Origin of the sequence: Aliirhizobium wenxiniae (assembly GCF_019511445.1) — a bacterium.
Taxonomy (GTDB): Bacteria; Pseudomonadota; Alphaproteobacteria; order Rhizobiales; family Rhizobiaceae; genus Neorhizobium; species Neorhizobium wenxiniae_A.
This window is the reverse complement of sequence record NZ_JAEUAN010000002.1, coordinates 75,380-99,726: the sequence shown is the minus strand read 5'-3', so window position 1 is coordinate 99,726 and position 24,347 is coordinate 75,380. Positions and strand designations below refer to the sequence as shown.

Sequence of the window (24,347 nt, the reverse complement as noted above, 5' to 3'; positions counted from 1 at the left end):
CAGCCGGGGGCCGCAAATCCACAATGAAACCTCGATACCGTCTGAAACGGTTTTAAGTGCGGGAGGCCCAAAGATGGCCACTGTTCTTGATTCTGTCCGCGCATTCTTTGCGCCGAGCCAAACCTACACGATCGACATGGAAACTCCGGCCGATGTCGTCGCGCGCGAGACATTGCTCGATCGTGCCATGGGCACCGAGCGCCGCAAGAAGTCTTCGGAAAAGATCCGCCGCAACCGCCTGCCGGCGGAAGGGCTGGCGCTGGTCGCTCGCGATGGCGACGGCCACCTGATCGGCACGGTTCGCCTGTGGAATATCGAGGCCGGCATTTCGCCGGAAGGCAACCCGATCGAAGCGCTGCTGCTTGGTCCGCTCGCGGTGTCGGCGGATCAGGAAGGCAAGGGCATCGGTGGTGCTCTGATGCGTGCCGCCATTGCAGAGGCGCATAACCGCGGGCATGGAGCGATCCTGCTGGTCGGCGACGCTCCATACTATGAGAGATTCGGCTTTTTTGCCGAAAAGACTGCGCATCTCGTCATGCCAGGCCCTTTCCAACGCGACCGTTTCCTGGCGCTGGAGCTGAAGGCCGGCTGGCTTGAGGGTGCGGTGGGCATGATCGTTGCGAGCGGTCGCAAGCTGGCCTGAAAAACAATTGTTCAGCAAAAGGCCCTGCGGCCGTTCCGATCAGCCCGAAGCCCCGCCTCCATCTCTGGAAGCGGGGCTTTTTCATAAGGCCCATCTGGCCGAAGTTGCAGTGTGAATGGCAGTTTCTTGCAGGTTGACGCATCCGCTTCGATGTACTGAAAAGAGCGTGCTCGCACCGGGCCAATTATTTCAGTCAGATAAGAGGGGTTGTCATGCGCTCTGCAGGACTTTTCACCAAATCCGTTCTCGCACTTTCATTCGCCGCTGCCGCGCTGCCGGCCTCTGCTGCGGAAAAAATAGCTCCGAAGGTCATGGTCATCACCATGTTTGCCGGAGAGGCGAAGCCGTGGCTTGCCGAGCGCAAGCTTGAAACCAAGGTCAAGGTGCCCGGTCTGTCGAGCGAATATCCCGAAGTCGCCTGTGATGACGGCGGTCTGTGCATGATGACTACGGCGATGGGCTTTGCAAATGCTGCCAGTTCGGTCACGGCCATGGCTTTCAGCGGTCAGTTTGACCTGAAGAATACCTATTTCCTGATTGCCGGTATTGCCGGCGTCGATCCCTCCGACGGCACACTTGGTTCCGCGCATTGGGCGCGCTACGCAATCGATGCCGGTTTGCGCCACGAGATCGATCCACGTCAAATTCCTTCCGATTGGCCGAATGGCGTGGTTGCGCTCGGCGCCAAGAAGCCCGGCGAAAAGGCAGCCTGGGGATCCGGTACGGAAGTCTATCAACTGAATGAGACCCTGCTGCAAAAGGCTTATTTGCTGAGCAAGGACGTCGAACTGGCGGATAACGATGCCTCTAAGGCCTATCGCGCAGCCTATGCCAAGGCTCAGCCGGGAAGCCAGGCACCGATCGTCAGCATTTGCGACACGCTTTCCACCGACACCTATTGGCACGGGACGAAGATTGCCGAAGGCATGAGCGACTGGGTCTCACTGATGACGGAAGGCAAGGGAAACTACTGCACGACGCAGATGGAAGACAACGCAACGCTCACTGCGTTGAAGCGCGCTGCCGATGCAGGGTTGGTCGATTTCAATCGCATCGCCCTGCTGCGTACGGCCTCCAATTTTGACCGCGAGCCGGCCAATATGTCTGCCAGTGACTCCTTGAGTGCGAAGTCTGGCGGCTTCATGCCGGCAACGCAAAATGCCTATCGGGTTGGTGGCAAGCTGGTCGACGCCATCGTCGCAGACTGGGCGACCTGGCAGAGTGGAGTTCCCGCCAAGTAAGCGGATCGCAAGCACCCCGCCCGCGGGTCGGTGCTTGTTTAAATCAGCGGCGCATCGCCACTGCGTCATTTAGGCAACAATCGTTCTCTCCTTGATTAGTGAGCGCAGACGCTTGATCTCGATCAAGCGTCTGCAACTGCACGAGTTTTAGACCTTTTCCAGAAGATTCAAGCAGGCTGGAAGGAGAGGCTAAATGGCAATCAGCGGCAGGAACTATTCGCGTTGGGTGGCGGGGATCGGCGCAGGTTTTTTTGCATTCGGGGCGGCAGCCGCGGATTTGGCACCCGCCCAGGTCGCGCCTGTTGCAGAAGAGGCGATTTCGTCTCCGAGCCCTTGGCAGGTCCGCGTCCGCGCCCTCGGCGTCATCACTCATGACAATGGTTCGATCAACCAGTTGCCGGGTGTTGGTCTGGAATACAGCGACACGGTCATTCCGGAACTGGATATCAGCTACTTCTTCACCGACAACATTGCCGTTGAACTGATTCTCGGTACCACCAACGCCAAGATCAAGACCGATGGTCTGGCAGGTGGCGATCTGGATGTCGGCAAGGCCTGGCTGCTGCCGCCGACTGTTACGCTGCAGTATCACTTTACCGATTTTGGCGCTTTCAAGCCCTATGTCGGTGCGGGCGTGAACTATTCCCTATTCTATAACCAGTCCGAAAAGGGGGCCTTCCGGAACCTTGACGTCAAGAATGACTTCGGCGTGGCGCTGCAGGCCGGTTTTGACTACATGTTCGACGAGCACTGGGGCGTCAACTTCGACGTGAAGAAGATCTTCCTCGAAACTGACTGGTCGGCTGATCTCGGTACTACGAAGTTGAACGGCAAGGCCAAGATCGATCCCTGGTTGATCGGTGCAGGTGTTACCTACCGCTTCTGATCAAAGAAAAAGGCGGGGGTCTTGAGTGCGGCGCGACCTCATCGCGCCGCCTTTTTTGTTTTCTGGCCAGAATGTTCAGGCTCCAGACGGAGCACGGTAGGCGTCGGGAATGACGAAGATCTCGTCAGCGCGGCCGTAGCCGCCATCCTTCACTTCCTCGATCAGAACCATCGTGTGAGGACGTGCCGCCTCGCTCATGTATTCGACCAGCATATCGGTCATGCGATGCACGATCTCTTCCTTCTGGCTCTTTGTCAGCGCGCCTTCCGGCGTCTTGATGTTGACGAATGGCATCGGGATTTTCCTTCGTCTTCGCTTTTCAGATCATGCCGCCATTGGCGCGCAGAACCTGACCATTGACCCAACCGCTTTCAGTGCTTGCGAGGAACGACACGACGGAGGCGATGTCGTCTGGCTGGCCGAGGCGACCGAGCGGAATGTTGCGGATGATGTTCTGCACCAGTTCTTCCGACTTGCCGGTCATGAAAAGCTCGGTTGCGACTGGGCCGGGGGCGACGGCATTGACGGTGATGCGGCGCTTGCCCAATTCCTTGGACGCGACATGGGTCATGGCTTCGACGCCTGCCTTGCTGGCTGCATAGGGGCCGTAACCCGGGCCATACATGCCGACAACGCTGGACGAGAAGTTGATGATGCGGCCGCCTTCGCGCAGCCGCTTGCCGGCTTCGCGAATGCCGTAGAATGTGCCGGTGAGGTTGATGGCGATGTGCCTGTCGAATTCGGCGTCATCCATCTCGGTCAGCGGCGAAAGCTTCATGATGCCGGCATTGTTGACGAGGATGTCGACACCGCTGAAGCTTTTCTCCGCGGCCTCGAAGAGGGCGGTGACACCCGCCGATGTGCCGACATCCGCCTTGACGGCAATTGCCTTGCCGCCGGCCGTTTCGATTTCGCGCACGACATCGTCGGCAGCTCTCTGGCTCGATGCGTAATTGACGACGACAGCCAACCCATCCTTGGCAAGGCGCAGGGCCAAGGCCCTGCCGATACCCTTGGAGGCGCCGGTGATGATTGCTACGCGTTGTGTGTTCTCGGTCATGGTGTTTCTCCTTTGCTGGTCATGAAAATATGATGATCTCCACGGAGAACAATGTCTGTCATTTGACATGACAATTCTCATGTGATGAACAATTGCCATGGACAGATTACTGCGCATGCAGCTTTTCGTGCGGGTGGTGGAACGGGGCAGTTTTCTTGCGGCCGCCGCCGATCTGGGGCTCGCCCGCTCCACCGCCACGCAGGCGATCAAGGCTCTGGAGGCCGATGTCGGTGCGCGACTGCTCGAGCGGACAACGCGGCATGTGGCCGTTACGCTCGATGGTAGCGCATTCTACCAGCGTTGCTTGTCGATCCTTGCCGACGTGGATGAGGCGGAGGCGATCTTTCGGGATGCGAAGCCGCAGGGCATTCTGCGGGTGGATGGGCATCCGATGCTGACCCAGACTTTTCTTCTGCCGCATCTGAGGTCGTTTCTCGATCGTTATCCGCTCTTGGAGATCCAGTTCGGGCAGAGCGATCGGTTCGTCGATCTCGTGCGCGAGGGCATCGATTGCGTGATCCGAGCCGGTGAGGTGAGCGACAGTTCGCTGATCATGCGCAGGCTCGGCTCGATCCGCGAGATGACCTGCGCCAGCCCTGACTATGTCGAGGCTCGTGGCATGCCGAAGATGCCGGACGATCTGGACGGGCACCAAGCGGTCGGCTTCATCTCTTCGCGCACGGGGCAGATCATGCCGCTCGAATTCATGGTGGGGGAGGCCGTGCGCTATGTGACCCTGCCGGCGCGCGTCACCGCCAACAATTCGGATACGGTCATGGACCTTGCCCGCCGAGGTTTTGGCCTGATGCAGGCACCGCGTTATCACCTGCAGCGACATGTGGACGACGGTACGCTGGTTGAGGTGCTGCCGGATTTCCCTCCGCCGCCGACACCGCTTTCCGCTCTCTATCCGCAGAACCGCCAACTCTCGCCGCGGGTGCGCGTGTTCATCGATTGGGTGGCGAAGATATTTGCGGAAGCCGACATCTGAGGAAGCGCAAAGCTTGAAACGGCTCACATGGATTCATTTCGGCGTGAAGGTGCAGGTTCTGCCTTATTGCAGCAATCGCATTGCCTTATCTCTTCCATCATGATCACACGCCGTTCCGCACTCCTGTCCGCTCCATTCCTGTTTGCCGCCGGTCGCGCATTTGCGCAGCAGCCGGTGCCGCAACCACCCGAGACACTGAAAACCGTTCTCGACCAAGCCGCCGGGCTTGAACCGCTGAAGGTGGTTCTGGTTTATCGGGACGGAGAGCCGCTGGCCGAGCGGGCCTTCAATGGGCGCTCGCTGACGGCATCGAGCAATATCAAGTCGGCGTCGAAATCTATCGTCTCCTGCCTTGTCGGCATCGCGATCGACCGCAAGCTTCTGGAGGGGCCGGACCAAAAGATCGCGCCGATCCTGAAGGCGGATCTGCCGCGCAATCCTGACCCGCGCCTGCACGAGGTGACGATCGGCAATCTGCTTTCGATGCAGGCGGGACTGTCACGGATGTCAGGGCCGAATTACGGGCGCTGGGTGGCAAGCCCGAACTGGGTGCGATTTGCGCTGTCGGAACCGTTCGATGGCGAACCGGGCGGCGAGATGCTGTATTCGACCGCCTCGACGCATCTTCTCTCGGCCATTCTCACCCGTGTCGGGTCCAAGTCCACGCTGGCGCTGGCGCGCGAGTGGCTGGAGCCGGTCGACGGTTTCAGGATCGGTGCATGGGAGCGTGACCCGCAAGGCATCTATCTGGGCGGCAACCAGATGGCGATGTCCGCCCGCTCGCTGATGGCTTTCGGTGAGCTTTACCGCAATGGTGGCAAGACCGGGGAGGGGCGGCAGGTCGTCTCGCAAGGCTGGATCGACCAGTCATGGACCCCGCGCACCAATTCCCGGTTTTCCGGCGATGCCTATGGTTATGGCTGGTTCATGCGGGAGATCGGTGGAGAACAGGTCAAGTTCGGCTGGGGGTATGGCGGGCAGATGGTCTATGTCATTCCGTCACTCGCCATGACGGTGGTGATGACTTCGAATGAGAGCGGCCCGTCTGCTCGTAACGGTTACCGTGACCAGTTGCACGATCTTCTGGCGGACATCATTCGTGTCACGCGTGCCTGATCACCGCTCGACAGATCAATATTGAATAAAAGCCGGGATATTAGGGTTACCTGTTCATCATGCCACGGGCATTCCGTTGCATTATTGACGCCTAATATTAAGAGTGAATTCACAACCACGGCGAGCAAGTCGGTCGCGGTTGATTTTCGAATTCCTCTCCGGGAGCATCACCGGTTTCACGCCATTTGCGTGGGCCGAGGCTTTCCCGTGGGGTGGGTGGAGGAAGTATGGAGCCTCCACCCATTTCCCGAGAGAGTAGTCATGCGCTGATGTCGATTACGCCGCAGTCGCCTGCTTCTGAAGAGAAGGAGAGCAGCTTGCCGCTGGCGCTCCAGCTCAGGCCGGTAATCGCGCCCTTACCCGGACGTCGCAGCAGGGCTTCCTTCTCGTCGGCGATCCTGACGCCGAGGATCATGCCATCGATGAAGCCGATGGCGAGAACTTCTTCAGCCGGGTGGAAGGCGACGTGGGTGACCATGATATTGGCGCGGGTGCCGAGCTCCAGCGGTGCCTTGCCCATCGGGCCGTCCTTCGACGAGAAGGGCCAGACGATGGCGGCGGGAGCGCCCGAGGAGGCGAGCCACTTGCCCTTTACCGACCAGGAGAGCGATTTCACCTTGGCGGGATAACCGGTCATCCGCATGTGGCGGTTTTCGCCGGCTTTGCCGTCGAGTTTCCAGCCATGCAGCGCATTTTCCTGCATCATCGTAACGAGGAAGCGGCCATCCGGCGAGAAGGTGACGCCGGTATGGGCGCCCTTCCAGTCGAGGTCGGCTGCCGGGGCGTTGGTTCCGACCCAGTGCAGAGAGACGCCGTTGTAACGGGCAGCGGCAATCCGCAGACCCTTGCCCGCAAAGGCGATGCCTTCGACGCTGCGCTCTTCGGTGAATTCCTTGACCGAACCGTCGCCCTGTCTAACGATGCTTGTCTTCCCGACAGCATAGGCAACGGCATTCTGCGGACCGCCGGCGACAACGCTGATCCACTTGCGTGGCACTTCTGCCAGCAGTGTCGCCTCTCCGTCATGCCCGATGCGCAGAACCTTGCCGTCTTCGCCGCCGGAAATTAGGGTGGCGCTGAATGGATCGCGGATGCAGGTCAGGAGCCCCTGATGCGCTTCGGTAACCTTTTCGCCGCCATCGAGGCGGTGGATGGTGCCGGCAGCGGTGGCGAAAAAGGGAATGTCGCCCAGGAAATGCGTGGAGACGACGTGGCCTTCAATATCGAGCGGTGCAACTGTCGGCATCAGGCGGCCATCATTCGAGACATTGGTTCACTTTCCATATGGTTTTCGGGCGCCGTTTCCGACGCCCGTTTGTCTATATTGAAATCTGCAGCCGATGTCAGGCCGGCGTCTTGGCGGTTGCCTGGCAGGCGAGGAAGCTCTGCTCGATCTTGGCGAAATCCAGATTGCGGCCGATGAAGACGAGGCGGCTTTCGCGCTTCTCGCCATCCTTCCACGGACGCTGGTGATCGCCTTCGACGATCATGTGCACGCCCTGGACGACATAACGCTCTTCGTCGCCGGAAAAGGCGATAATGCCCTTCAAGCGCAGGATGTTGGGGCCTTCCGTCTGGGTGATCTTCTGGATCCAGGGGAAGAAGCGATCCGGGTTCATTTCACCGCCGCGAAGCGAGATCGACTTCACCGTGATGTCGTGGATCGGCGACATGGAATCATGATGGCCGTGGTGGTGGCCATGATCATGGTGATGATGATCGTGTCCGCAATCCGGGCCGCAGGTATGGTCATGGTCATGATGGTGGTGATCATGGCCGTGATGATGATGGTGGTCGTGATCGCAGTCCGGACCGCAGACGTGATCCTCGTGGTCATGATCGAGGAAGTGCGGATCGTTTTCGAGCGCACGCTCCAGATTGAAGGCACCTTGATCAAGCACGCGGGCGAGATCGACGCCGGAGCGGCTGGTCTTGTAGACGCGCGCCGTCGGGTTGATGGCGCGTACGACATCTTCGACGACGGCGAGCTCTTCCGGCGTGACGAGATCGGTCTTGTTGACGACAACGACGTCGGCAAACGCGATCTGGTCTTCGGCCTCGCGGCTGTCCTTCAGGCGCAGCGGCAGATGTTTTGCATCGACCAGCGCGACCACGGCGTCGAGTTCGGTCTTGGCGCGAACGTCATCGTCCATGAAGAAGGTCTGGGCGACCGGGACCGGGTCGGCAAGGCCTGTCGTTTCGACGATGATGCCGTCGAAGCGGCCCGGGCGGCGCATCAGGCCTTCGACGACGCGGATCAGATCGCCGCGCACCGTGCAGCAGACGCAGCCGTTGTTCATCTCGTAGATTTCTTCGTCCGACTCGACGATCAGGTCGTTGTCGATGCCGATCTCGCCGAATTCGTTGACGATGACGGCGTATTTCTTGCCGTGGCTTTCGGAGAGAATGCGGTTCAAAAGCGTCGTCTTGCCGGCGCCGAGATAGCCGGTCAGCACGGTGACGGGAATGGGCTTTGCTGCTGGAGCTTCGGTGGTCTGGTCGGTCATAGGGAAACCTCGAAGGTTAAAGGCTTGCGCCGAATGGCATTTGCATGGGGCGCCAGAAATCGTCCGCTCCATATAAGGGCAAGGCGGAGCGAGTTCAAAGGGTTTCGATGTTATAAAGTCACATCAAGCCGGGGCTGACGATATGGCTGATCTGATATCGGTGTGAACGAAGTCATCTCCGATATAAAGCAGCGGACAATCGAACTCCTTGGCCGTGGCGTAAGAGAAGCAGTCGCCAAAGTTCAAGCCTGCCTTATCGAAACTTTTGCCCCAGCGGATGTAGGCTGTTGCAGCCAGATGAGCTCGGACCGGGGTAAGGTCTATCGTTTGGGTAACCGAGCTCTTCAGAATGTCACTCACTTCCTTCACAAGCTTTCGCCGGGCTGCGACAATCAGAACTTCAGCCACTGTTCCAGTGGAGATCAGCACGCTGTTTTCCGCCTCGAGGATCTTTTCACATTCATGTGCAGAAGGCTCACCAGCTGCAATCGCGATAATCGCCGACGAGTCGATGACGATCATTTAGGCAAGCCAAATTCATCATACAGAAAGTCTTGGCTATGCGCAGCATCAGGACCTGGAACCGCTGCCTTTTCTGGAGCAAGCCTGCGGATTTCGTCGAAGAGTTTTCTTTTTTCCTCAGGGCTTAATGGAGCGCGCTTTGAAGAGAGCGGCAAAATCTCTGCCAGTTCTGCAGCAGCATCGTAGCTTTCACCCGGGCCTTCGACTACGGGGCGCACGATCTCCAGTCGTATCGGAGGTGAGCCTGTTTGAGTAAGCAGAACCTCTTCGCCTTGCTCGGCAAGTTTTACCAGTTCCGCTAATTTACCTTCGGCCTCTGCAATGGATATCCGCATATCTCGCCTCCTTATGGCGATCAACTAGCGTTAATATGTTGCATGTGAGTCGGCGGTACAAGCTCGATCATTCCAATGTGTCGACCTCAAACCGCGCCACATCCTCCAGCAATTCGATGATCCCCATCACCGCATGAGCGACCAGTTCTTCTCCACGTTCCGCAGTTGCAACCGAGGCATCGCCAGCCACGCCGATGGGGTTGAGATCCGACATTTTCCAGCCGAAGGCATGAGGGCCGTAGGCGCGCAGATGGGTGAAGTCTCGGGTGAACTCCGACTGGCGAGAGGTGAAGGCTTCAGCCTTTGCCATATCCACCCTATCCGGCCATAGCGCCAGCATGACGGAGGTCTCGATGTCGCCGCCGTGGATGTCGATTGCCTTGTCTTGCGGGGCGATCCAGCCCTGCGGTTGGCCGAAACGTGTCCAGCTGGTGGCGACGGCGAGCATGCTGAACCTGACGCGGGCCTCGGTCGCGACGATCGTCATCAGTGGCGAATTTCCGCCATGGGCGTTCAGCATGACGAACTTTTTGATGCCCTGGCCGTTCATGTCTTCGACAATGCCGAGCCATCGGTTGACGGCTTCATCGAAGGCAAGTGTGCGGGTTCCCTCGACGTCCATATGTTCGACCGAGTATCCGATGGGTTCGACGGGCAGGAAGGTGACGGGCAATTTCGAAGGCAGTGCCGGGATGAGTCGCTCTACGATACCTTCCGCAATCAGCGTATCGGTGTCGAAAGGCAGGTGCGGACCGTGCTGTTCATGAGCGCCAAGCGGCAGTACCGCGATCCAGTCGCGTCTTTCTGTGGACGCAAGTGTCTGATCATTGTCACAAAAGCGCGGTTTGGGATGCGACATCTGGCGGTGGTTTCCCGGTTTCGTTATGGATAGCGCGCACTACTATAATGACGACCTTCACCAAGCAAAGCGGGCAGGACCGATGAGCAAGAAAAAGGGCGAGAAGAAAGCGAAATCCGGCAAGAAGAAAGAGCTTGCTGCACTTTCGGCGGCCGATCTTGCGCCGGCGATCACTCAGGCGGCTCGTTCGGTTCGCACTGCGCTCAGTCGCAGCATTTCCGACAGCGGGCTCTATGCCGGTCAGGACGGGGTTATCCTCGCGCTTTCGGAAGATGACGGGCAGACGCCTGGTCAACTGGCCGCTAGGCTTGGCGTAAAGGCTCCGACCATGACGCGCACGATCGGGCGCATGGAGGCGCAGGGCTTTGTCGAACGCAGGGCTGACGGGCATGACGGGCGTCTGACCAAGGTTCACCTCACGGAAACCGGTCTTAAAAGCGTCGAGTCGATCGGCCAGTCCGTTGCCGATTGCGGCGCGATGGCGGTGAGAGGTTTTTCCGAAAAGGAAGTGCGCACGCTTCTCAAGCTGCTTCGGGCCGTGGAGCATAACCTGCAGCCGGAAGCTGACGAAGACTGACCATTTTCGGTACGCTCCCCACCTATTGTGCTTGCAAATTAAATTGTTTATTTAAAAATTTTAGTTTGCAAGGCCGGCATTAGAAACCGGCTTTCAAGAAAAGCATCTGGAGGGGTTATGGCGCAGAAGGTGAAGCTTTCTACGATCGCAGACAGCCTTGGACTTTCGACTGCAACAATTTCACTGGCACTCCGTGACAGTCCGCTCGTCGCTGCAGACACGCGCGACAAGATCAAGGAACAGGCACGGGCGCTGGGGTATATCTATAACCGCCGGGCCGCCAGCCTTAGAACCTCGCGTTCGGGCATTATCGGCGTCGTCGTGCATGACGTGATGAACCCGTTCTACGGGGAAATCCTCAAGGCGATCGAAACCGAACTCGATCGCAGCAGTCATACCTTTATTCTCTCCAACCATTATGACTCGGTCGAAAAGCAGCGCACCTTTATCGAGACGCTGCTGCAGCTTGGCGGTGATGGTGTGATCATGTCGCCGGCCATCGGCACGCCTGTCGAGGATATCAGGCTGGCGGAGCAGAACGGCATGCCGGCCATTCTCGTCGCTCGTACGATGGACGGTGTCGATCTGCCGACCTATCGTGGCGATGACAGCTATGGCATCTCGCTTGCGACCAATCACCTGATCGGACTTGGCCACCGGGTGATCGCGATGATCGGTGGTACCGACCAGACATCGACCGGTCGCGACCGCTATCAGGGTTATGTCGACGCGTTGCGCAAGGCCAATATCGAGGTCGATCCGGGCCTGCGCATTCCAGGTCCCCGCACGATGCAGGGCGGGTTCGAGGCTGCCGTGAACTTTTTGTCGTTGCCGCAGAAGCCGACGGCAGCGGTATGCTGGAACGATCTCGTGGCGATCGGACTGATGAACGGCATTGCCCGTGCAGGACTGATACCGGGACAGGACATTTCCGTCACCGGTTATGACGATCTGGAGCAGGCATCGATTTCGACGCCATCACTGACGACAGTTTCCAACCAGCAGGCGGATGTCGGGCGGCTTGCGGCACGTGCGCTTCTCGACCGGCTGGCCGGAAGCCATGAGCCGGACGGCCTGCATCTGATCAAGCCGGAAATGCGCATCCGCCAGTCGACATCGCCCTACAAGCCGCTGCGCGATCTCGCCAAGGCGTGACGAAAGCTCAGGCTGCCGCGCCCGCAAGCGTTGCCTTGCGGGCTGAATAGGCACGTACGGCCTCGCCAAAAGCTTCGAACAGGGCGCGGGACGGTGCATCCGTTTCGGCCCAGTATTCCGGATGCCATTGCACGCCAACGGCAAAATTCTTGGCGTCGATGACCGACACGGCTTCGACGGTACCGTCCTCAGCACGCGCTTCCACCTGCAGCCTTGGTGCCGTTTCGGAGATAGCCTGACGATGGAGCGAGTTTACCTGGACTTCGCCTGCGGTGCCGAGATAACGGGCGATGCAGGAACCTTCCGCAACGATGACCGGCTGGCGTATCGCATACATGCCGTCGCGATCCTTTACGTCGGGCTTGCGATGATCCCATATGCCGGGCTGATCCTGGATCTCGCTTGCCAGCGTTCCGCCGAGCGCGACGTTCAGTTCCTGAATGCCGCGGCAGATTGCGAGAAGCGGGATGCCGCGTTCGATGGCGCGGCGGATGAGCGGCAGGGATGTCGCGTCGCGGCCGGGATCAAATGGCCCGTCAGCCTCGGTGGCCTCTCTGCCGTAAAGCGACGGATGAACATTGCTGGCCGCACCGGAAATCAGAACGCCATCGACCCGGTCGAGAATGGTGTCCACATCATTGCCGGTTTCGAAGGCCGGCACGATGAAGGACATCACGTCGGCCACTTTCAGCGCGGCCGACACATACTGGTTCGGGGCGGCGTGCCAGATGGCGCCTTCGATGTCGCGAGTGTCGGCAGGAACGGCGACGATGGATTTCGGCAGGTGAGAGGGCATGTTGGTTCCGAATTGATGGGGTCGATGCCAGAGAAACAGAGAATGCCGTCAATTGCTAGAGGAATTGATGTTGCAAAACCAGCCGCCGTGGGACGGGAATTTTGGGTAAGGACCGGTGCCTAAGCGGGCATACATTATCTTCTCATTTTTTGCGCTATGTCATGAAATGATCTGCTCTTTGGGAGGACGCTACAGGTGACCAATCCAAAAGGAGACCCCCATGTTTGCCGCTCTTTCGCCCTATGTCGCCGGCCTTGTGATCATCTGGTGGCTTGTTGGAGCCTATGTCATCCCTCGTGACTTCATTCGTGTACAGCGGGCGAACCGTGCTGCCGGAAATGCCGAGAACGAGAAGACTTTCCGCGGGTGATGCAAACCGGCTCTGTGTCTTCACGATGAAACCGCAGCTGCTGAAATAATGGGCATATGCTGCTGAAAACAATTTATAATTAGAAGTTCACTCGGTACCGACCAAAGTCTAACTCATTAAAGGCGCTTCAACCGCTCGTTTATGATGAGCCTCGCTTGCAAGCCTTCATGCAACATGTTTTCCTCATATGCGATGTCCGGCGGATTGGAGGATACGCCGGAAGTCGATCATGATCGGGAGGATATTCATGGATCGTCGTCAGTTCTTCAAGAAAGCCGCAGTTACCGGGGCGGGGGCGCTTGCCGCCGGGTCTTTGGCTGCGCCTGCAATTGCCCAGTCAAATCCCAAAATCAACTGGCGTCTCACATCGTCATTTCCGAAATCGCTCGATACGATTTACGGCGGCGCGGATGATATTTCAAAACATGTTGCGGCAGCTACGGACGGGAATTTCACCATCCAGCCCTTCGCGGCCGGTGAAATCGTTCCGGGTCTGCAGGCCGCCGATGCCGTCTCGTCCGGAACGGTCGAGATGTGCCACACCTGCTCCTACTATTTCGTCGGCAAGGATCCGACATTCGCGATCGGAACGGCAATTCCGTTTGGCATGAATGCGCGGCTGACCAATTCCTGGTTCTATCAGGGTAACGGCAACACGCTGATGAACGAGTTCTACGCCAAGCACAACATTTACGGCTTGCCTGCTGGCAATACCGGGGCGCAGATGGGCGGCTGGTTCCGCAAGGAGATCAATACTGTCGATGACTTCAAGGGCGTGAAGATGCGCATTGCCGGTATCGCCGGTAAGGTGCTTGAAAAGCTCGGGGCGGTGCCGCAGCAGATCGCCGGCGGCGATATCTATCCGGCGCTAGAAAAGGGCACGATCGACGCTGCCGAATGGGTTGGCCCCTATGACGACCACAAGCTCGGTTTCTTCAAGGTTGCCAAATATTATTATTATCCGGCCTTCTGGGAAGGCGGGCCGACGATCCATGCCTTCATGAACCTCGACAAGTGGAACAGTCTGCCGAAGCAATATCAGGCAGCGCTGACCGATGCCTGCGCCTTTGCCAACACCAACATGATGGCCAAATACGACCAGAAGAACCCGACGGCAATCAAGCAGATCGTGTCACAGGGTACGACGTTGCGGCCTTTCAGCCAGGATATTCTGGAGGCCTGCTACAACGCGGCGCTGGAGGTCTACAAGGAGATCTCGGCAACCAATGCCGACTTCAAGAAGGTCTATGAGGATCAGGTAGCCTTCAAGAAGGAAGGATATCTCTGGATGCAGTTGTCGGAATACACGTTCGACACGTTCATGATGATCCAGCAGCGTAACGGCAAGATCTGATCTGAGCATTCATTGCCAATAAAAATCGAAAGCCCCGGAGCCATGTTCCGGGGCTTTCGAATATCAACGGAAGTTTATGAAAAGGCCCGGTTTTGGAGCCGGGCCTTTCGTGTCAGTTGAATTTCGGTGGTTCGGACAGATTGGGAGCCGCCGGCTGGGCCGGTGCGCCATCCATCGGGGGCAGGCCGAAATTCGGCATTCCACTCCCGCCGCTGTCATTGCCAAATCCGGGAACCTCGATCTTGATCGAGTTGAGGTCCACTTCCGGCGGCTTGTCGAGCCAGTAGGTCACCGATTCCGGCCAGAAGATAATGATGGCGACGAGGATGAGCTGCATGCCCAGCCACGGGATCGCACCGAGATAGATGTCTTTGGTTTTGACGGTCTTCGGCGCAATCGAGCGCAGGTAGAAGAGTGCGAAGCCGAAAGGCGGGTGCATGAAACTCGTCTGCATGTTGACGCAAAGCAGCACGCCGAACCAGATCAGGTCGATGCCGAGCGACTGGGCGACGGGCGCCAGAAGCGGCAGGACGATGAAGGCGATTTCGAAGAAATCGAGGAAGAACGCTAGGAAGAAGATGAAGATGTTGACGAAGATCAGGAAGCCGAGCGCGCCGCCGGGAATATGAGACAGAAGATGCTCGATCCAGAGGCCGCCGTCCATGCCCTGGAAGACCAGGCTGAAACAGGTAGCGCCGACGAGGATGAAGACCACCATGGAGGTGATCGTCATGGTGGAATGCATGGCCTGCTTGACGAGACCCCAGGTTAGACGGCGGTGCAGGGCGGCAAGCACCATTGCGCCGACAACGCCGAGAGCGCCTGCTTCCGTCGGCGTAGCCAGGCCGAGGAACAGGGTGCCGAGCACAAGGAAGATCAGCACGACCGACGGAACCATGCCCCAGAGGACACGGATGATGAGGGCGGCATTCAGTTCGCCGCGCGCTTCGGGCGGCAGTGGCGGCACATCCTTCGGGCGAACGATCGACAGGATGAAGATGAAGCCGAGGAAGATCAGGACCTGCAGGATCGAGGGGCCGATTGCGCCGAGATACATGTCGCCGACGGAGCGGCCGAGCTGGTCTGCGAGAACGATGAGAACCAGAGACGGCGGGATGACCTGCGTGATCGTGCCTGACGCGGCGATGACGCCTGTCGCGAGCCGCGGATTGTAGCCGTATTTCAGCATGATCGGCAGCGAGATCACGCCCATGGTGATGACCGATGCCGCGACCGTGCCGGTGATTGCGCCGAGAATGGCGCCGACGATGATGACCGCGTAAGCGAGGCCGCCCGGAATTGCGCCGAACAGCTTTCCGGTACCTTCGAGCAAATCCTCCGCCAGGCCGCAGCGCTCAAGTATCGCGCCCATCAAGGTGAAGAACGGGATGGCGAGCAGCAGGTCGTTGGAGACGATGCCGAAGATGCGCAGTGGCAGTGCCTGCAGGAAAGCAAAGTCGAAATGGCCGGTGGCAATGCCAAGCAGACCGAAGAAAAGACCGACTGCCGATAGCGAAAAGGCGACCGGAAAGCCGTAGAGCATGAAAATGATCATGCCCAGGAACATGGCTGGCGGCATTATGCCGAATGCGAACATGGCTTAATCCCCCGATGCCTTATTGAAGCGGTTTTTCGTAGGTCGTATCGACCTCAAGGGTGCCCGTAAGCCCCGCAATCCGCTTGATCAGCTCGGAAAAGCCCTGCAGCGCGAGCAACAGGAAACCCGCGACAATCACAAGCTTGACAGGCCAGCGCAGGAGCCCACCTGCATTGGAGGACATTTCTCCCTGCTGATAGGACAGGAAGAAGAATGGCCAGGAAAGCCATGCAAGATAAAGGCAAGCCGGGATGAGAAACACGATCAGGCCGAGCGTATCGATCCATAGTCGCGTACGATCCGAAACGGAGCCGTAAATAAGGTCGACGCGAACATGTTCATTGAGGCGCAAGGTATGGGATGCGCCGATCAGGACGACGAAGCCGAAGAGATACCACTGTATCTCTAGCCAGCCGTTCGAGCTGTAATTGAACATATATCGAATGAATGCGTTGCCTGCGCTGATCAAACAGCAGGCCAATACGAGGTAACCGGAAAATTTTCCCAGCACTTCGCTCAAGCGGTCTATCAGGCCGCTAAACCGTAATAAAAGTCTCATTCGTTCCCGCTCCCAACAGGTCCTTTTATCCCGCCTGTTCTGTGATGGCGATGTAAACCAAGGTCTAAGGAAAGAAAAGCGGAAACGAATGCACGCAGCGCGTTGCAGGCCCGAAGTTCAGGGCATTGCGGCTGCTTTCCAGCGTCAGGCCGCTCGGTAGACGGTGAGCCTATGGTGTATCGAATGAGTGCAACTTCCTTTACGCTTCGTTGAACACGTTTGAATCTTCGCTCCCCAAGGTTACGGGGGGAAACCGACCAACAATCAAATCTTAAAGGGTTTTCTGCATTGTCGCGCGAAAGCCAAGGGAATGAGACCCGGTGGAGACCCGATGAAGGATTTGGAAGCGAAGACGCTGCCGACAGAGCTGTATCTGCCGTTCGTCGAATCGCTATTCAACAACCGTGGAACGCTGTGGACTGGAATGGTTGTCCATATCCTGTCCTGCGCGATCATTTTTGCCACGACAGGGTCCCGGTTTTACATCCTCATGATTGCGGTGTTCATCACCGTATTTGCCTATCGCATCTATTGGTTCCGCCGGTTCGACCTGGTCGATCACGGCCAGCTTTCCAAGGGCGAGATCGAGGCCTGGGAAACGCGCTATGTAAATGGTGCGGCGATTACCGCATTCGTGCTCGGTATCGGCAGCGCCTATGCTGTTTTTGTTCTCAGGGACATGCTGGCCGCGTTCATGTGCATCGCTGTCACCATGGCTTCGATGGTTTCCATTGTCGGGCGAAACTATGGTTCGGCGCGCGCCGTTTCGCTTCAGACGATCGGGTGCTGCCTTCCGCTGGTTCTTGCCTGCCTGTTCACGGGAGACGTCTATCTCGCGCTCATCTCCCTCTTCCTCATCCCGTTCGGGCTGACGACGCAATCCATGGCAAAGGGTGTGCGGGAGTTCCTGTACGAAAATGTGCTGGCCTCACGAGAAATGACGCGGATCGCCGACCAGCTCGATATCGCGCTCACGACGATGACCCATGCATTGATCATGCTCGATGCCGATGGCCGGGTGCAGGTGATAAACCGTCGCGCCTGCGAGCTTCTGGAGTTGCCGAACGCGGATGAACTGAAGGGCGCGGCGTTTCTGACCGTGCTGCGACGAAGCGGGAAGTCGCTTTCTGATGATCTCTTAAGACGGATAGGGCAACTGTCCACGGGGCAGGCGGGCAAGACGCTCCTGTGCTTAAAGGAGACGGTCTACCTTGAGTTCTCGCTCAGCCACCGCGCCGACGGTGGCGTTGTCATGTTGTTCGAAGATGTCAGCGCGCGTGTTGCAGCAGAAGAAAAGATCCTGCATCTGGTGCGTTACGATACGCTGACAGGGCTGCCGACACGTGGTTATTTCGCCGAACTCGCCGCACGTCATCTCCATGACGTTGGCGCCGATCAGTTCGCGGCGTTTGTGATCTTCGATGTAGATGGCTTCAAGCATGTCAATGACATGCAGGGGCATGTGATTGGCGATCGACTGCTTGCCGCGATATCCGAGCGGTTGGTGCGTGAAGCGGGCCAAGACATCATTGTCGGTCGGCTGGTTGGCGACGAGTTCGTGATATTTGCGACCGGTCAGGAACGCAGTTCCCTGGAGGCTCGCATCAATGCCATCCAGACGGAAGTCCAGGGAAGCTATCGGGTTGGCAGGCTGGAATTGCCGGTGTTCGTCAATGCTGGCGGGGTGATTCTCGACGGGCATGATTTCGATATGGAGGCCTGCCAGATCAAGGCGGACCTCGCGCTCAACGACGCCAAGTCAGTGGGCAACGGGACATTGACCATGTTCCGGCCCGAAATGGATGCCCGTTATGTGGCGGAGCAGCGGCTGAAGGCTGACCTGCGTACTGCGATAGAGCAAGGGGACCTGACCGTCGTCTATCAGCCGATGTATCGTCCCGATGGCTCCGAGATGGAATGCTGCGAGGCGCTGGTGCGCTGGTCACATCCCGAGCGCGGCTTTATCGGTCCGAATATCTTCATTCCCATGGCAGAAAGCATGGGGTTGATTTCAGAGATCACCAGGTTCGTGCTCGAACGCGCCTGCACCGAATGTGTTTCCTGGCAGAACGAGCTCTCTGTTTCCGTCAATCTATCGATCCACGATCTTCGCGGCGGCCAGATCGTTCCACTGGTGGCGGACATCCTTGAGCGGACCAAGCTCGACCCGACACGCCTGCATCTGGAAGTGACCGAGAGCTGCTTCATGGATGAACCGGTTGTCGTCAGCGCCACACTTGGCCGGTTGCGTGCCAATGGCGTGACGATTGCCATCGACGATTTCGGTACGGGCTTCTCAAGCCTGAGCTACCTCGATTCCCTGCCAATCGATATCGTCAAGATCGATCGCGCCTTCGTGCGCGATATCGGGACCGAACCGCGACGCCTCAAGCTTCTCAGTGGTATCGTGCATCTGTCGCGAGAACTTGACCTGCGGATCGTCATTGAAGGGGTGGAGACGTTCGAGCAGCTCGAACTGGTCAGAAAGCATCGTTTTGCCGATCTCGTCCAGGGCTACATTTTTTCGCCGCCGATCCCCGCAAATGCAATCGCGGAACTCAGCCAGAAGACCGCCTCTGCCCGTCGGCACGCCAATCGACAGAACCGTCGGGACAAGGGCGCAGAACCGCGCGCTTTCGGTACCGTCGGCTGATCGCCTTCCCGCCTATTGTCAAAAAAATGATTCACTAATGCAGCTTGTGCTGATTTGTGACGTTTGGTTTCCTGTTAACCATACGCGTTAAAAGACTGTTAATCATGTTTTTCGTGATTGCGATCACGCCCCGTTTCAGGGTTAATCAATCGTTAATAGCGATGGGTAGCCCAATGTCAGTGGTACAGAGTTTTTCAGACAAGGCATTTTCCGAAAAGCTGCTCTCGGCACTCGATCATATCGAGTATCGGCGCATCGAGGGTCACGAGGATTTCGAGGATGTGGCGCGGTTGCGCTACAAAGCCTACAAGGCCCAGAATGTGCTGCCCGTCGGGGCGAGCCATCTGCTGGACGAAATCGATTTCGTTCCGCATGCCTATGTCTTCGGCATCTATTACTACGAGGAACTGATCTCCACGGTGCGCGTGCATCATGTGACGGCGGAACACCGCACATGTCAGTCCGTCGGCGTGTTTCCCGATGCGGTGAACGAGTTGCTCGACTCAGGCCTAACATTCATCGATCCGGCGCGCTTTGCCGTTGATCCGGATGTTGTAGGGGAACTGCCAACAATTCCCTACATCACGCTTCGCCCGTCGATCATGGCCGCCATTCACTTCGATGCCGACCGGGTGCTGCAGCATATCAGGCCGCCACATGCCGCTTTCTATCGGCGGGTATTTCTCGCGGACACGATCGTGCCGCCGACGATTGCACCGATGTACGGATTCGAGTTGACGTTGCTCGCGTCCAGAGTTCGGGAAGTTCGTCCGCAACTGATGCGCCGGTTCCCGCTATTCCAATCGGAGGCCTATGAACGGCGGCTGATGTTTGCGGAGCGGCCGACCATGCTGTCGCCGCCGCTGACCGTGCTGCCGACCGCGCGTTTCGCCAGTCGGCCGAGTTCGCCGGAAATGGCGTTTCTGCGCTGATTTCACCAGCCATTGCACTCGGCGGTTGTTCGTGTATTCCTGATATGGCCCGATACTTAGTCGGGCCGCTGGGAGAGTTGGGCTTTCAGGCTACCTGAAGCTCTACATGCGGAGATCAGGGAGAGGCTCGATGGACGATCATCACAATGGACCGGTAGAGATTGGTGCGCCTATGGATCACATGGCGCATGAGCGGACCTATGAAGCCTTTCTGGCGGCGGCTAAGTGGGGCACGATGACCATCGTTGCGCTGCTGATTGCCATGGCCGGTGGCTTTTTCGGCGGGCTCGGCCTGATCGGTGGCCTCGTTCTGTTCATCGTCCTCAATATTATCGGTGTTTTTCTGCTACGGTGAGAGGCTCCATGCTTTTGGCCATTTAACGGTCGATTGCATGATGCGGACAGGTTTGGACGACGACATCATCTGGTCGTTCAGCATCAATGAACAATCCGTTTCGGCAAATCCGGCATTCCCGGACTAACGGAAGCCGCTCCGGCATGCCATGTAAGCGTCAATACTATTTTTCAAACGCTTACGTCGGAGTGCCCCATGAAGAAGATCGGATTTCTCTCTTTCGGCCATTGGACGCCATCGCCGCAGTCACAGACCCGCTCGGCGGGTGATACGCTTCTACAGTCCATAGATCTTGCCGTCGCAGCGGAAGAACTCGGTGCTGATGGCGCCTATTTCCGTGTTCACCATTTTGCGCGGCAGCTTGCTTCTCCATTCCCGCTGCTTGCGGCGGTTGGCGCCAGGACCAGCAAAATCGAGATCGGTACCGGCGTCATCGACATGCGCTACGAGAACCCGCTCTATATGGCTGAGGACGCCGGTGCTGCAGACCTGATCTCTAAAGGACGTTTGCAGCTCGGTATCAGCCGCGGCTCGCCTGAACAGGTGATCGATGGATGGCGCTATTTCGGTTATGAACCGGAAGAGGGCAAGTCGGATGCCGATATGGGCCGCCGTCATGCGGAGGTGTTTCTTGACGTGCTGAAGGGCGAGGGGTTTGCCCAGCCGAACCCGCGTCCGATGTTTCCCAATCCGCCCGGCATGCTGCGGCTCGAGCCGCATTCGGAAGGATTGCGTGAACGGATCTGGTGGGGCGCCGGCTCGAATGCGACCGCGATCTGGGCTGCGCAGAAGGGCATGAACCTGCAAAGCTCGACGCTGAAGGACGACGAGACTGGCGAGGCCTTCCATATTCAGCAGGCCAAGCAGATCCGCGCTTATCGTGAAGCCTGGAAGGAAGCGGGCCATGCCCGCGAGCCTCGTGTTTCGGTCAGCCGCAGCATCTTTGCTCTGGTTGATGATCGCGACCGGGCCTATTTCGGGCGCGGCGGCAAGGAAGAGGATTCCATCGGCTTCATCGATGAGAAGACGCGGGCGATCTTCGGCAAGTCTTACGCTGCGGAGCCGGACGTCCTGATCGAAGAACTTCGCAAGGACGAAGCGATTGCCGAAGCCGATACGCTGCTGCTGACCGTGCCGAACCAGTTGGGCGTCGAGTACAACGCCCATGTTATCGAGGCGATCTTGAAACATGTGGCGCCGGCTCTTGGCTGGCGCTGAAGCTCATCAATCCGGATTCCAAAATGACAGAGCCGCCCGAAATTTCGGGCGGCTCTTCTGATTCCAATATAGCTTGTGGTCGTTGCGAGACGTGTCAGGCGCCGCCGCCGCTGCGCGTGCGTGCTGCACCATCGACGGCTGGCTTATAGTTCGGGTCGAGCCGGACAGCGTGCGAGTAGGACTTGTTGGCGCGGACACGATCGCCACGACGTTCGTAAACCAGCGCCTGGTTGGCCCAGGATTCCGCGATCTTGTCGTCGAGTTCGATCGCCCGGTTGAAGTCGGCGAAGGCATTGTCGTCGTCGTTCAGTGCGACATACGAAATACCGCGGCCGTTATAGGGTTCCGGCGAGCTCGAAGACAGCGAGATGGCCTTGGAGAAGTCCTCGATCGCCTGGGCGTGCTGTCCACGGACCTGATAGATCAGTCCACGATTGTGGTAGGCCCGGCCATCAGTCGTATCCAGCTGGATCGCCTTGTTGAAGTCGTTGAAGGCTTCGTCGTTGCGGCCGGCCTGACGGTAGATATTGCCACGACCGATATAGGCTACGTCGTAATTCGGATTGATCTGCAATGCGCGATTATAATCGTTTGCCGCGTCGACCGGCTTGCCCATGTTGCGGTAAACGAGCGCACGGTTAGCATAGGCCTGATAGAACTGCGGATTGATCTGGATGGCGCGATTGAAATCATCCACGGCGCGCTTGAATTCTCCGGCGCGGCCATAAGCCGATCCGCGGCTGTTATAGCCTTCCGGATCCTGTGGGTTGGACTGGATAACCGACGACAGCGATGCGATGTTTTCCTGCGACCCTTGCGCGCGATCAACACGGATGACGTCCGTTGTCGTCGGTCCCGTGGCGCATCCCGCAAGGCTCGCCATTCCGATAATCGCGCCGGTGATCAAAGCCTTCGAGCGAAGCTTGGTCATCAGTGGCTGGCTGGAAAATTCGGTTCCATCGAAAGCAACGGAAGTCTTGGCGGCCATCAGGCGCAGATCCTTGTCTGGGCATTATGAGTCGAGACCGACTCGGTGCAATGAAAAAAGCGGCGGCGCCTAAAGTCGCCACCGCTCCATAATCACATAAAAGCGTCTAAAAGACGGCCGATTAACGAGCCGGACGCGGCGTGGACGGCAGGAGGCCTTCGCGCTGCATACGCTTACGAGCAAGCTTGCGAACGCGGCGAACGGCTTCAGCCTTTTCGCGTGCACGCTTTTCAGACGGCTTCTCGTAGTAATCGCGCATTTTCATTTCGCGGAAAACACCTTCGCGCTGCAGCTTCTTCTTGAGAGCGCGGAGAGCCTGATCAACGTTGTTGTCGCGGACTAGTACCTGCACGTGAAATCCCGTTCCTTTGGTTCGTTGTTCGCCCCGGCCAATGTCTGATCTAAAGGCGAAATAATAGTGATGCCCGGCGTCAGGCCGTGCGATTGGTGATGGCAGATAGCAGATGAGTCCGCGGAAGTCCATATGGCACGAATGAGGTTAAGCTGAAAAAAGGTTGTAGTGTGGAAACCGCTTCCCGCCCGCGTTCTCAGGCCTATATCAGGGTTGAATGAAACCCGGCTTGGCCCGATGCGGTCATGGTGCCACCGGCTTAGCGGGCGGTTTGTTTTGGGTACATTGTTATATCAGGAGAATTTTATGCGTAGCGCCGTCTATTCCCGCTTTGGCGACCCGGCCGAGGTCCTTCATCTTGAGGAGAGGGCGCTTGTTATACCGGGCCCTGGGCAGGTGCGGATAAAAATGGGAATGGCCTCCATCCATAATCACGATCTGCTGACGATTTCCGGCCAATACGGCGTGAAGCCCGTACTTCCTGCCTTGGCGGGAAGCGAGGCGATGGGTGTGGTGGACGCGCTGGGCGAGGGCGTTAGCCATTTTGCCATCGGGCAGAGGGTGGCGGCCTACGGTCAGGGGACCTGGAGCGAATATTATATTGCCGATGCGGCGCGCGCCGTGCCCCTGCCTGATGCCGTGCCCGACGAGGCTGCGGCGCAACTCGTCTCCATGCCGCTCAGTGCGCTCACGCTTCTCGATTTCATCGAGGTCGAAAAGGGTGACTGGGTCATCCAGAACGCCGCCAACGGGGCTGTCGGCAAGGCACTTGCCATGTTTGCCAAGCGCCGCGGCATCAATGTCGTCAATCTCGTCAGAAGAGAGAGTGCGATCGGTGAACTCGCCGAGCTGGGCATTGGCAATGCAATCGCCACGGATACTACAGGCTGGAAAGATGAAGTCCGGGCGATGACTGCGGGTGCGCCGATCAGGGCTGCGGTCGATGGTGTCGGTGGCGCTTCGTCCGGCGATCTGCTGTCGCTGCTTGGCGAAAAAGGCGTGCTTGTCTCCTTCGGTGTGATGGCCGGAGAGCCGATGCAGATCTCCGCCGGCGATATGATCTTCAAGCAGGCGGTGGTGAAGGGGTTCTGGCTGGCAAAGCTTTCACCGACGATTGCGCCCGAGACAATGAAGAGCCTGATCGGCGAAATAATTTCCGGCGTGGCGAGCGGAGAGGTGAAGCTCGGCGTGTCTGAGATTTTCGATCTGGACGATGTCGCAAAGGCTGCAGCGGCAGCCGCCGAACCGCATCGCCGAGGGAAGGTGCTGATCCGCGGCTGA

General features: G+C 58.1%; 26 protein-coding genes. 14 read left to right on the top strand and 12 right to left on the bottom strand.

All coding sequences use genetic code 11. The annotated features are described in order from the left end of the window. The first annotated feature begins 73 nt into the window (after window positions 1-73). The 3 genes from JNB91_RS02715 to JNB91_RS02705 all read left to right on the top strand — a co-directional run bounded on the left by JNB91_RS02715 (window position 74) and on the right by JNB91_RS02705 (window position 2,770). Window positions 74-643, top strand: coding sequence for a GNAT family N-acetyltransferase (locus JNB91_RS02715; RefSeq protein ID WP_220323983.1), 570 nt, complete (start codon window positions 74-76; stop codon window positions 641-643). Between the two features lie 212 nt (window positions 644-855). Then, a complete protein-coding gene (locus JNB91_RS02710; RefSeq protein ID WP_220323982.1) occupies window positions 856-1,884 on the top strand; it encodes a purine-nucleoside phosphorylase in 1,029 nt (342 codons plus the stop codon). 193 nt (window positions 1,885-2,077) lie between these two features. Beyond that, window positions 2,078-2,770 (top strand): OmpW/AlkL family protein, encoded by a 693-nt coding sequence (locus JNB91_RS02705; protein ID WP_220323981.1) that lies wholly within the window; start codon window positions 2,078-2,080, stop codon window positions 2,768-2,770. A 75-nt stretch (window positions 2,771-2,845) separates the two neighbouring features. On the opposite strand, the gene JNB91_RS02700 is transcribed toward JNB91_RS02705, so the two are convergent. Both JNB91_RS02700 and JNB91_RS02695 read right to left on the bottom strand, forming a co-directional pair. After that, complete coding sequence (locus JNB91_RS02700) at window positions 2,846-3,064, bottom strand: tautomerase family protein (RefSeq protein WP_220323980.1); 219 nt, start codon at window positions 3,062-3,064, stop codon at window positions 2,846-2,848. Window positions 3,065-3,089: 25 nt separating this feature from the next. Next, on the bottom strand, window positions 3,090-3,830 hold the full coding sequence (locus JNB91_RS02695) for an SDR family oxidoreductase (protein WP_220323979.1): 741 nt from the start codon (window positions 3,828-3,830) through the stop codon (window positions 3,090-3,092). 97 nt (window positions 3,831-3,927) lie between these two features. Between JNB91_RS02695 and JNB91_RS02690 the strand changes: the two genes are divergently transcribed. Together JNB91_RS02690 and JNB91_RS02685 are read left to right on the top strand one after the other, a co-directional pair. Continuing rightward, window positions 3,928-4,821, top strand: a complete 894-nt coding sequence (locus JNB91_RS02690; RefSeq protein ID WP_220323978.1) for a LysR substrate-binding domain-containing protein — start codon at window positions 3,928-3,930, stop codon at window positions 4,819-4,821. A 99-nt stretch (window positions 4,822-4,920) separates the two neighbouring features. Then, complete coding sequence (locus JNB91_RS02685; protein ID WP_220323977.1) at window positions 4,921-5,937, top strand: serine hydrolase domain-containing protein; 1,017 nt, start codon at window positions 4,921-4,923, stop codon at window positions 5,935-5,937. A 259-nt stretch (window positions 5,938-6,196) separates the two neighbouring features. On the opposite strand, the gene JNB91_RS02680 is transcribed toward JNB91_RS02685, so the two are convergent. From JNB91_RS02680 to JNB91_RS02660, 5 genes are all read right to left on the bottom strand, one after another. Beyond that, complete coding sequence (locus tag JNB91_RS02680; RefSeq protein WP_220323976.1) at window positions 6,197-7,183, bottom strand: WD40 repeat domain-containing protein; 987 nt, start codon at window positions 7,181-7,183, stop codon at window positions 6,197-6,199. Between the two features lie 97 nt (window positions 7,184-7,280). Further along, the gene (locus JNB91_RS02675; RefSeq protein WP_220323975.1) at window positions 7,281-8,444 is read right to left on the bottom strand and encodes a CobW family GTP-binding protein; all 1,164 of its coding nucleotides are present in this window, start codon (window positions 8,442-8,444) and stop codon (window positions 7,281-7,283) included. Between the two features lie 123 nt (window positions 8,445-8,567). Continuing rightward, window positions 8,568-8,966 (bottom strand): type II toxin-antitoxin system VapC family toxin, encoded by a 399-nt coding sequence (locus JNB91_RS02670; protein ID WP_220323974.1) that lies wholly within the window; start codon window positions 8,964-8,966, stop codon window positions 8,568-8,570. Next, complete coding sequence (locus JNB91_RS02665; RefSeq protein WP_220323973.1) at window positions 8,963-9,301, bottom strand: type II toxin-antitoxin system prevent-host-death family antitoxin; 339 nt, start codon at window positions 9,299-9,301, stop codon at window positions 8,963-8,965. Before JNB91_RS02665 ends, JNB91_RS02670 begins: the two co-directional genes overlap by 4 nt. A gap of 67 nt (window positions 9,302-9,368) precedes the next feature. Continuing rightward, window positions 9,369-10,160, bottom strand: coding sequence for a creatininase family protein (locus JNB91_RS02660; RefSeq protein ID WP_220323972.1), 792 nt, complete (start codon window positions 10,158-10,160; stop codon window positions 9,369-9,371). Window positions 10,161-10,242: 82 nt separating this feature from the next. Between JNB91_RS02660 and JNB91_RS02655 the strand changes: the two genes are divergently transcribed. Then, entirely contained in the window at window positions 10,243-10,737 is a 495-nt protein-coding gene (locus JNB91_RS02655; RefSeq protein WP_220323971.1) for a MarR family winged helix-turn-helix transcriptional regulator, read from the top strand. 117 nt (window positions 10,738-10,854) lie between these two features. Next, window positions 10,855-11,892, top strand: coding sequence for a LacI family DNA-binding transcriptional regulator (locus JNB91_RS02650; RefSeq protein ID WP_220323970.1), 1,038 nt, complete (start codon window positions 10,855-10,857; stop codon window positions 11,890-11,892). Between the two features lie 7 nt (window positions 11,893-11,899). On the opposite strand, the gene JNB91_RS02645 is transcribed toward JNB91_RS02650, so the two are convergent. Further along, window positions 11,900-12,676, bottom strand: a complete 777-nt coding sequence (locus tag JNB91_RS02645) for a gamma-glutamyl-gamma-aminobutyrate hydrolase family protein (protein WP_220324252.1) — start codon at window positions 12,674-12,676, stop codon at window positions 11,900-11,902. 232 nt (window positions 12,677-12,908) lie between these two features. Between JNB91_RS02645 and JNB91_RS02640 the strand changes: the two genes are divergently transcribed. Further along, complete coding sequence (locus JNB91_RS02640; protein ID WP_220323969.1) at window positions 12,909-13,058, top strand: hypothetical protein; 150 nt, start codon at window positions 12,909-12,911, stop codon at window positions 13,056-13,058. 247 nt (window positions 13,059-13,305) lie between these two features. Beyond that, complete coding sequence (locus JNB91_RS02635) at window positions 13,306-14,412, top strand: TRAP transporter substrate-binding protein (protein WP_220323968.1); 1,107 nt, start codon at window positions 13,306-13,308, stop codon at window positions 14,410-14,412. A gap of 112 nt (window positions 14,413-14,524) precedes the next feature. Here the strand turns inward: JNB91_RS02635 and JNB91_RS02630 are convergent, their stop codons facing one another. Both JNB91_RS02630 and JNB91_RS02625 read right to left on the bottom strand, forming a co-directional pair. After that, window positions 14,525-16,009, bottom strand: a complete 1,485-nt coding sequence (locus JNB91_RS02630; RefSeq protein WP_220323967.1) for a TRAP transporter large permease — start codon at window positions 16,007-16,009, stop codon at window positions 14,525-14,527. A gap of 19 nt (window positions 16,010-16,028) precedes the next feature. After that, window positions 16,029-16,568, bottom strand: a complete 540-nt coding sequence (locus JNB91_RS02625) for a TRAP transporter small permease subunit (RefSeq protein ID WP_220323966.1) — start codon at window positions 16,566-16,568, stop codon at window positions 16,029-16,031. A 331-nt stretch (window positions 16,569-16,899) separates the two neighbouring features. Between JNB91_RS02625 and JNB91_RS02620 the strand changes: the two genes are divergently transcribed. The 4 genes from JNB91_RS02620 (at window position 16,900) to JNB91_RS02605 (ending at window position 21,726) form a co-directional block, all read left to right on the top strand. Continuing rightward, window positions 16,900-19,221 carry a putative bifunctional diguanylate cyclase/phosphodiesterase gene (locus JNB91_RS02620; protein ID WP_220323965.1) on the top strand — a complete coding sequence of 774 codons (2,322 nt, stop codon included), beginning with the start codon at window positions 16,900-16,902 and terminating at the stop codon, window positions 19,219-19,221. Window positions 19,222-19,394: 173 nt separating this feature from the next. Next, on the top strand, window positions 19,395-20,153 hold the full coding sequence (locus JNB91_RS02615; RefSeq protein WP_220323964.1) for an N-acyl amino acid synthase FeeM domain-containing protein: 759 nt from the start codon (window positions 19,395-19,397) through the stop codon (window positions 20,151-20,153). Between the two features lie 130 nt (window positions 20,154-20,283). Beyond that, a complete protein-coding gene (locus JNB91_RS02610) occupies window positions 20,284-20,508 on the top strand; it encodes an aa3-type cytochrome c oxidase subunit IV (RefSeq protein ID WP_220323963.1) in 225 nt (74 codons plus the stop codon). Between the two features lie 195 nt (window positions 20,509-20,703). Beyond that, window positions 20,704-21,726 (top strand): LLM class flavin-dependent oxidoreductase, encoded by a 1,023-nt coding sequence (locus JNB91_RS02605; RefSeq protein ID WP_220323962.1) that lies wholly within the window; start codon window positions 20,704-20,706, stop codon window positions 21,724-21,726. Between the two features lie 94 nt (window positions 21,727-21,820). Here the strand turns inward: JNB91_RS02605 and JNB91_RS02600 are convergent, their stop codons facing one another. After that, window positions 21,821-22,657 carry a tetratricopeptide repeat protein gene (locus JNB91_RS02600; protein WP_223218045.1) on the bottom strand — a complete coding sequence of 279 codons (837 nt, stop codon included), beginning with the start codon at window positions 22,655-22,657 and terminating at the stop codon, window positions 21,821-21,823. Window positions 22,658-22,835: 178 nt separating this feature from the next. Next, on the bottom strand, window positions 22,836-23,066 hold the full coding sequence (gene rpsU / locus JNB91_RS30660) for a 30S ribosomal protein S21 (RefSeq protein ID WP_112457677.1): 231 nt from the start codon (window positions 23,064-23,066) through the stop codon (window positions 22,836-22,838). Window positions 23,067-23,372: 306 nt separating this feature from the next. Between rpsU and JNB91_RS02590 the strand changes: the two genes are divergently transcribed. Continuing rightward, window positions 23,373-24,347 carry a zinc-binding dehydrogenase gene (locus JNB91_RS02590; RefSeq protein ID WP_220323960.1) on the top strand — a complete coding sequence of 325 codons (975 nt, stop codon included), beginning with the start codon at window positions 23,373-23,375 and terminating at the stop codon, window positions 24,345-24,347.

Excerpts from the sequence above, each read along its gene's own strand:
- JNB91_RS02705 (WP_220323981.1), top strand. The coding sequence starts at position 2,078 with ATGGCAATCAGCGGCAGGAACTATTCGCGTTGGGTGGCGGGGATCGGC.
- JNB91_RS02700 (WP_220323980.1), bottom strand. The coding sequence starts at position 3,064 with ATGCCATTCGTCAACATCAAGACGCCGGAAGGCGCGCTGACAAAGAGC.
- JNB91_RS02640 (WP_220323969.1), top strand. The coding sequence starts at position 12,909 with ATGTTTGCCGCTCTTTCGCCCTATGTCGCCGGCCTTGTGATCATCTGG.
- JNB91_RS02650 (WP_220323970.1), top strand. The coding sequence starts at position 10,855 with ATGGCGCAGAAGGTGAAGCTTTCTACGATCGCAGACAGCCTTGGACTT.
- JNB91_RS02605 (WP_220323962.1), top strand. The coding sequence starts at position 20,704 with ATGAAGAAGATCGGATTTCTCTCTTTCGGCCATTGGACGCCATCGCCG.
- JNB91_RS02695 (WP_220323979.1), bottom strand. The coding sequence starts at position 3,830 with ATGACCGAGAACACACAACGCGTAGCAATCATCACCGGCGCCTCCAAG.
- JNB91_RS02710 (WP_220323982.1), top strand. The coding sequence starts at position 856 with ATGCGCTCTGCAGGACTTTTCACCAAATCCGTTCTCGCACTTTCATTC.
- JNB91_RS02690 (WP_220323978.1), top strand. The coding sequence starts at position 3,928 with ATGGACAGATTACTGCGCATGCAGCTTTTCGTGCGGGTGGTGGAACGG.
- JNB91_RS02685 (WP_220323977.1), top strand. The coding sequence starts at position 4,921 with ATGATCACACGCCGTTCCGCACTCCTGTCCGCTCCATTCCTGTTTGCC.
- JNB91_RS02610 (WP_220323963.1), top strand. The coding sequence starts at position 20,284 with ATGGACGATCATCACAATGGACCGGTAGAGATTGGTGCGCCTATGGAT.
- JNB91_RS02665 (WP_220323973.1), bottom strand. The coding sequence starts at position 9,301 with ATGCGGATATCCATTGCAGAGGCCGAAGGTAAATTAGCGGAACTGGTA.
- JNB91_RS02660 (WP_220323972.1), bottom strand. The coding sequence starts at position 10,160 with ATGTCGCATCCCAAACCGCGCTTTTGTGACAATGATCAGACACTTGCG.
- JNB91_RS02630 (WP_220323967.1), bottom strand. The coding sequence starts at position 16,009 with ATGTTCGCATTCGGCATAATGCCGCCAGCCATGTTCCTGGGCATGATC.
- JNB91_RS02670 (WP_220323974.1), bottom strand. The coding sequence starts at position 8,966 with ATGATCGTCATCGACTCGTCGGCGATTATCGCGATTGCAGCTGGTGAG.
- JNB91_RS02600 (WP_223218045.1), bottom strand. The coding sequence starts at position 22,657 with ATGACCAAGCTTCGCTCGAAGGCTTTGATCACCGGCGCGATTATCGGA.
- JNB91_RS02625 (WP_220323966.1), bottom strand. The coding sequence starts at position 16,568 with ATGAGACTTTTATTACGGTTTAGCGGCCTGATAGACCGCTTGAGCGAA.
- JNB91_RS02715 (WP_220323983.1), top strand. The coding sequence starts at position 74 with ATGGCCACTGTTCTTGATTCTGTCCGCGCATTCTTTGCGCCGAGCCAA.
- JNB91_RS02590 (WP_220323960.1), top strand. The coding sequence starts at position 23,373 with ATGCGTAGCGCCGTCTATTCCCGCTTTGGCGACCCGGCCGAGGTCCTT.
- JNB91_RS02635 (WP_220323968.1), top strand. The coding sequence starts at position 13,306 with ATGGATCGTCGTCAGTTCTTCAAGAAAGCCGCAGTTACCGGGGCGGGG.
- JNB91_RS02680 (WP_220323976.1), bottom strand. The coding sequence starts at position 7,183 with ATGCCGACAGTTGCACCGCTCGATATTGAAGGCCACGTCGTCTCCACG.
- JNB91_RS02655 (WP_220323971.1), top strand. The coding sequence starts at position 10,243 with ATGAGCAAGAAAAAGGGCGAGAAGAAAGCGAAATCCGGCAAGAAGAAA.
- JNB91_RS02675 (WP_220323975.1), bottom strand. The coding sequence starts at position 8,444 with ATGACCGACCAGACCACCGAAGCTCCAGCAGCAAAGCCCATTCCCGTC.
- JNB91_RS02615 (WP_220323964.1), top strand. The coding sequence starts at position 19,395 with ATGTCAGTGGTACAGAGTTTTTCAGACAAGGCATTTTCCGAAAAGCTG.
- JNB91_RS02620 (WP_220323965.1), top strand. The coding sequence starts at position 16,900 with ATGAAGGATTTGGAAGCGAAGACGCTGCCGACAGAGCTGTATCTGCCG.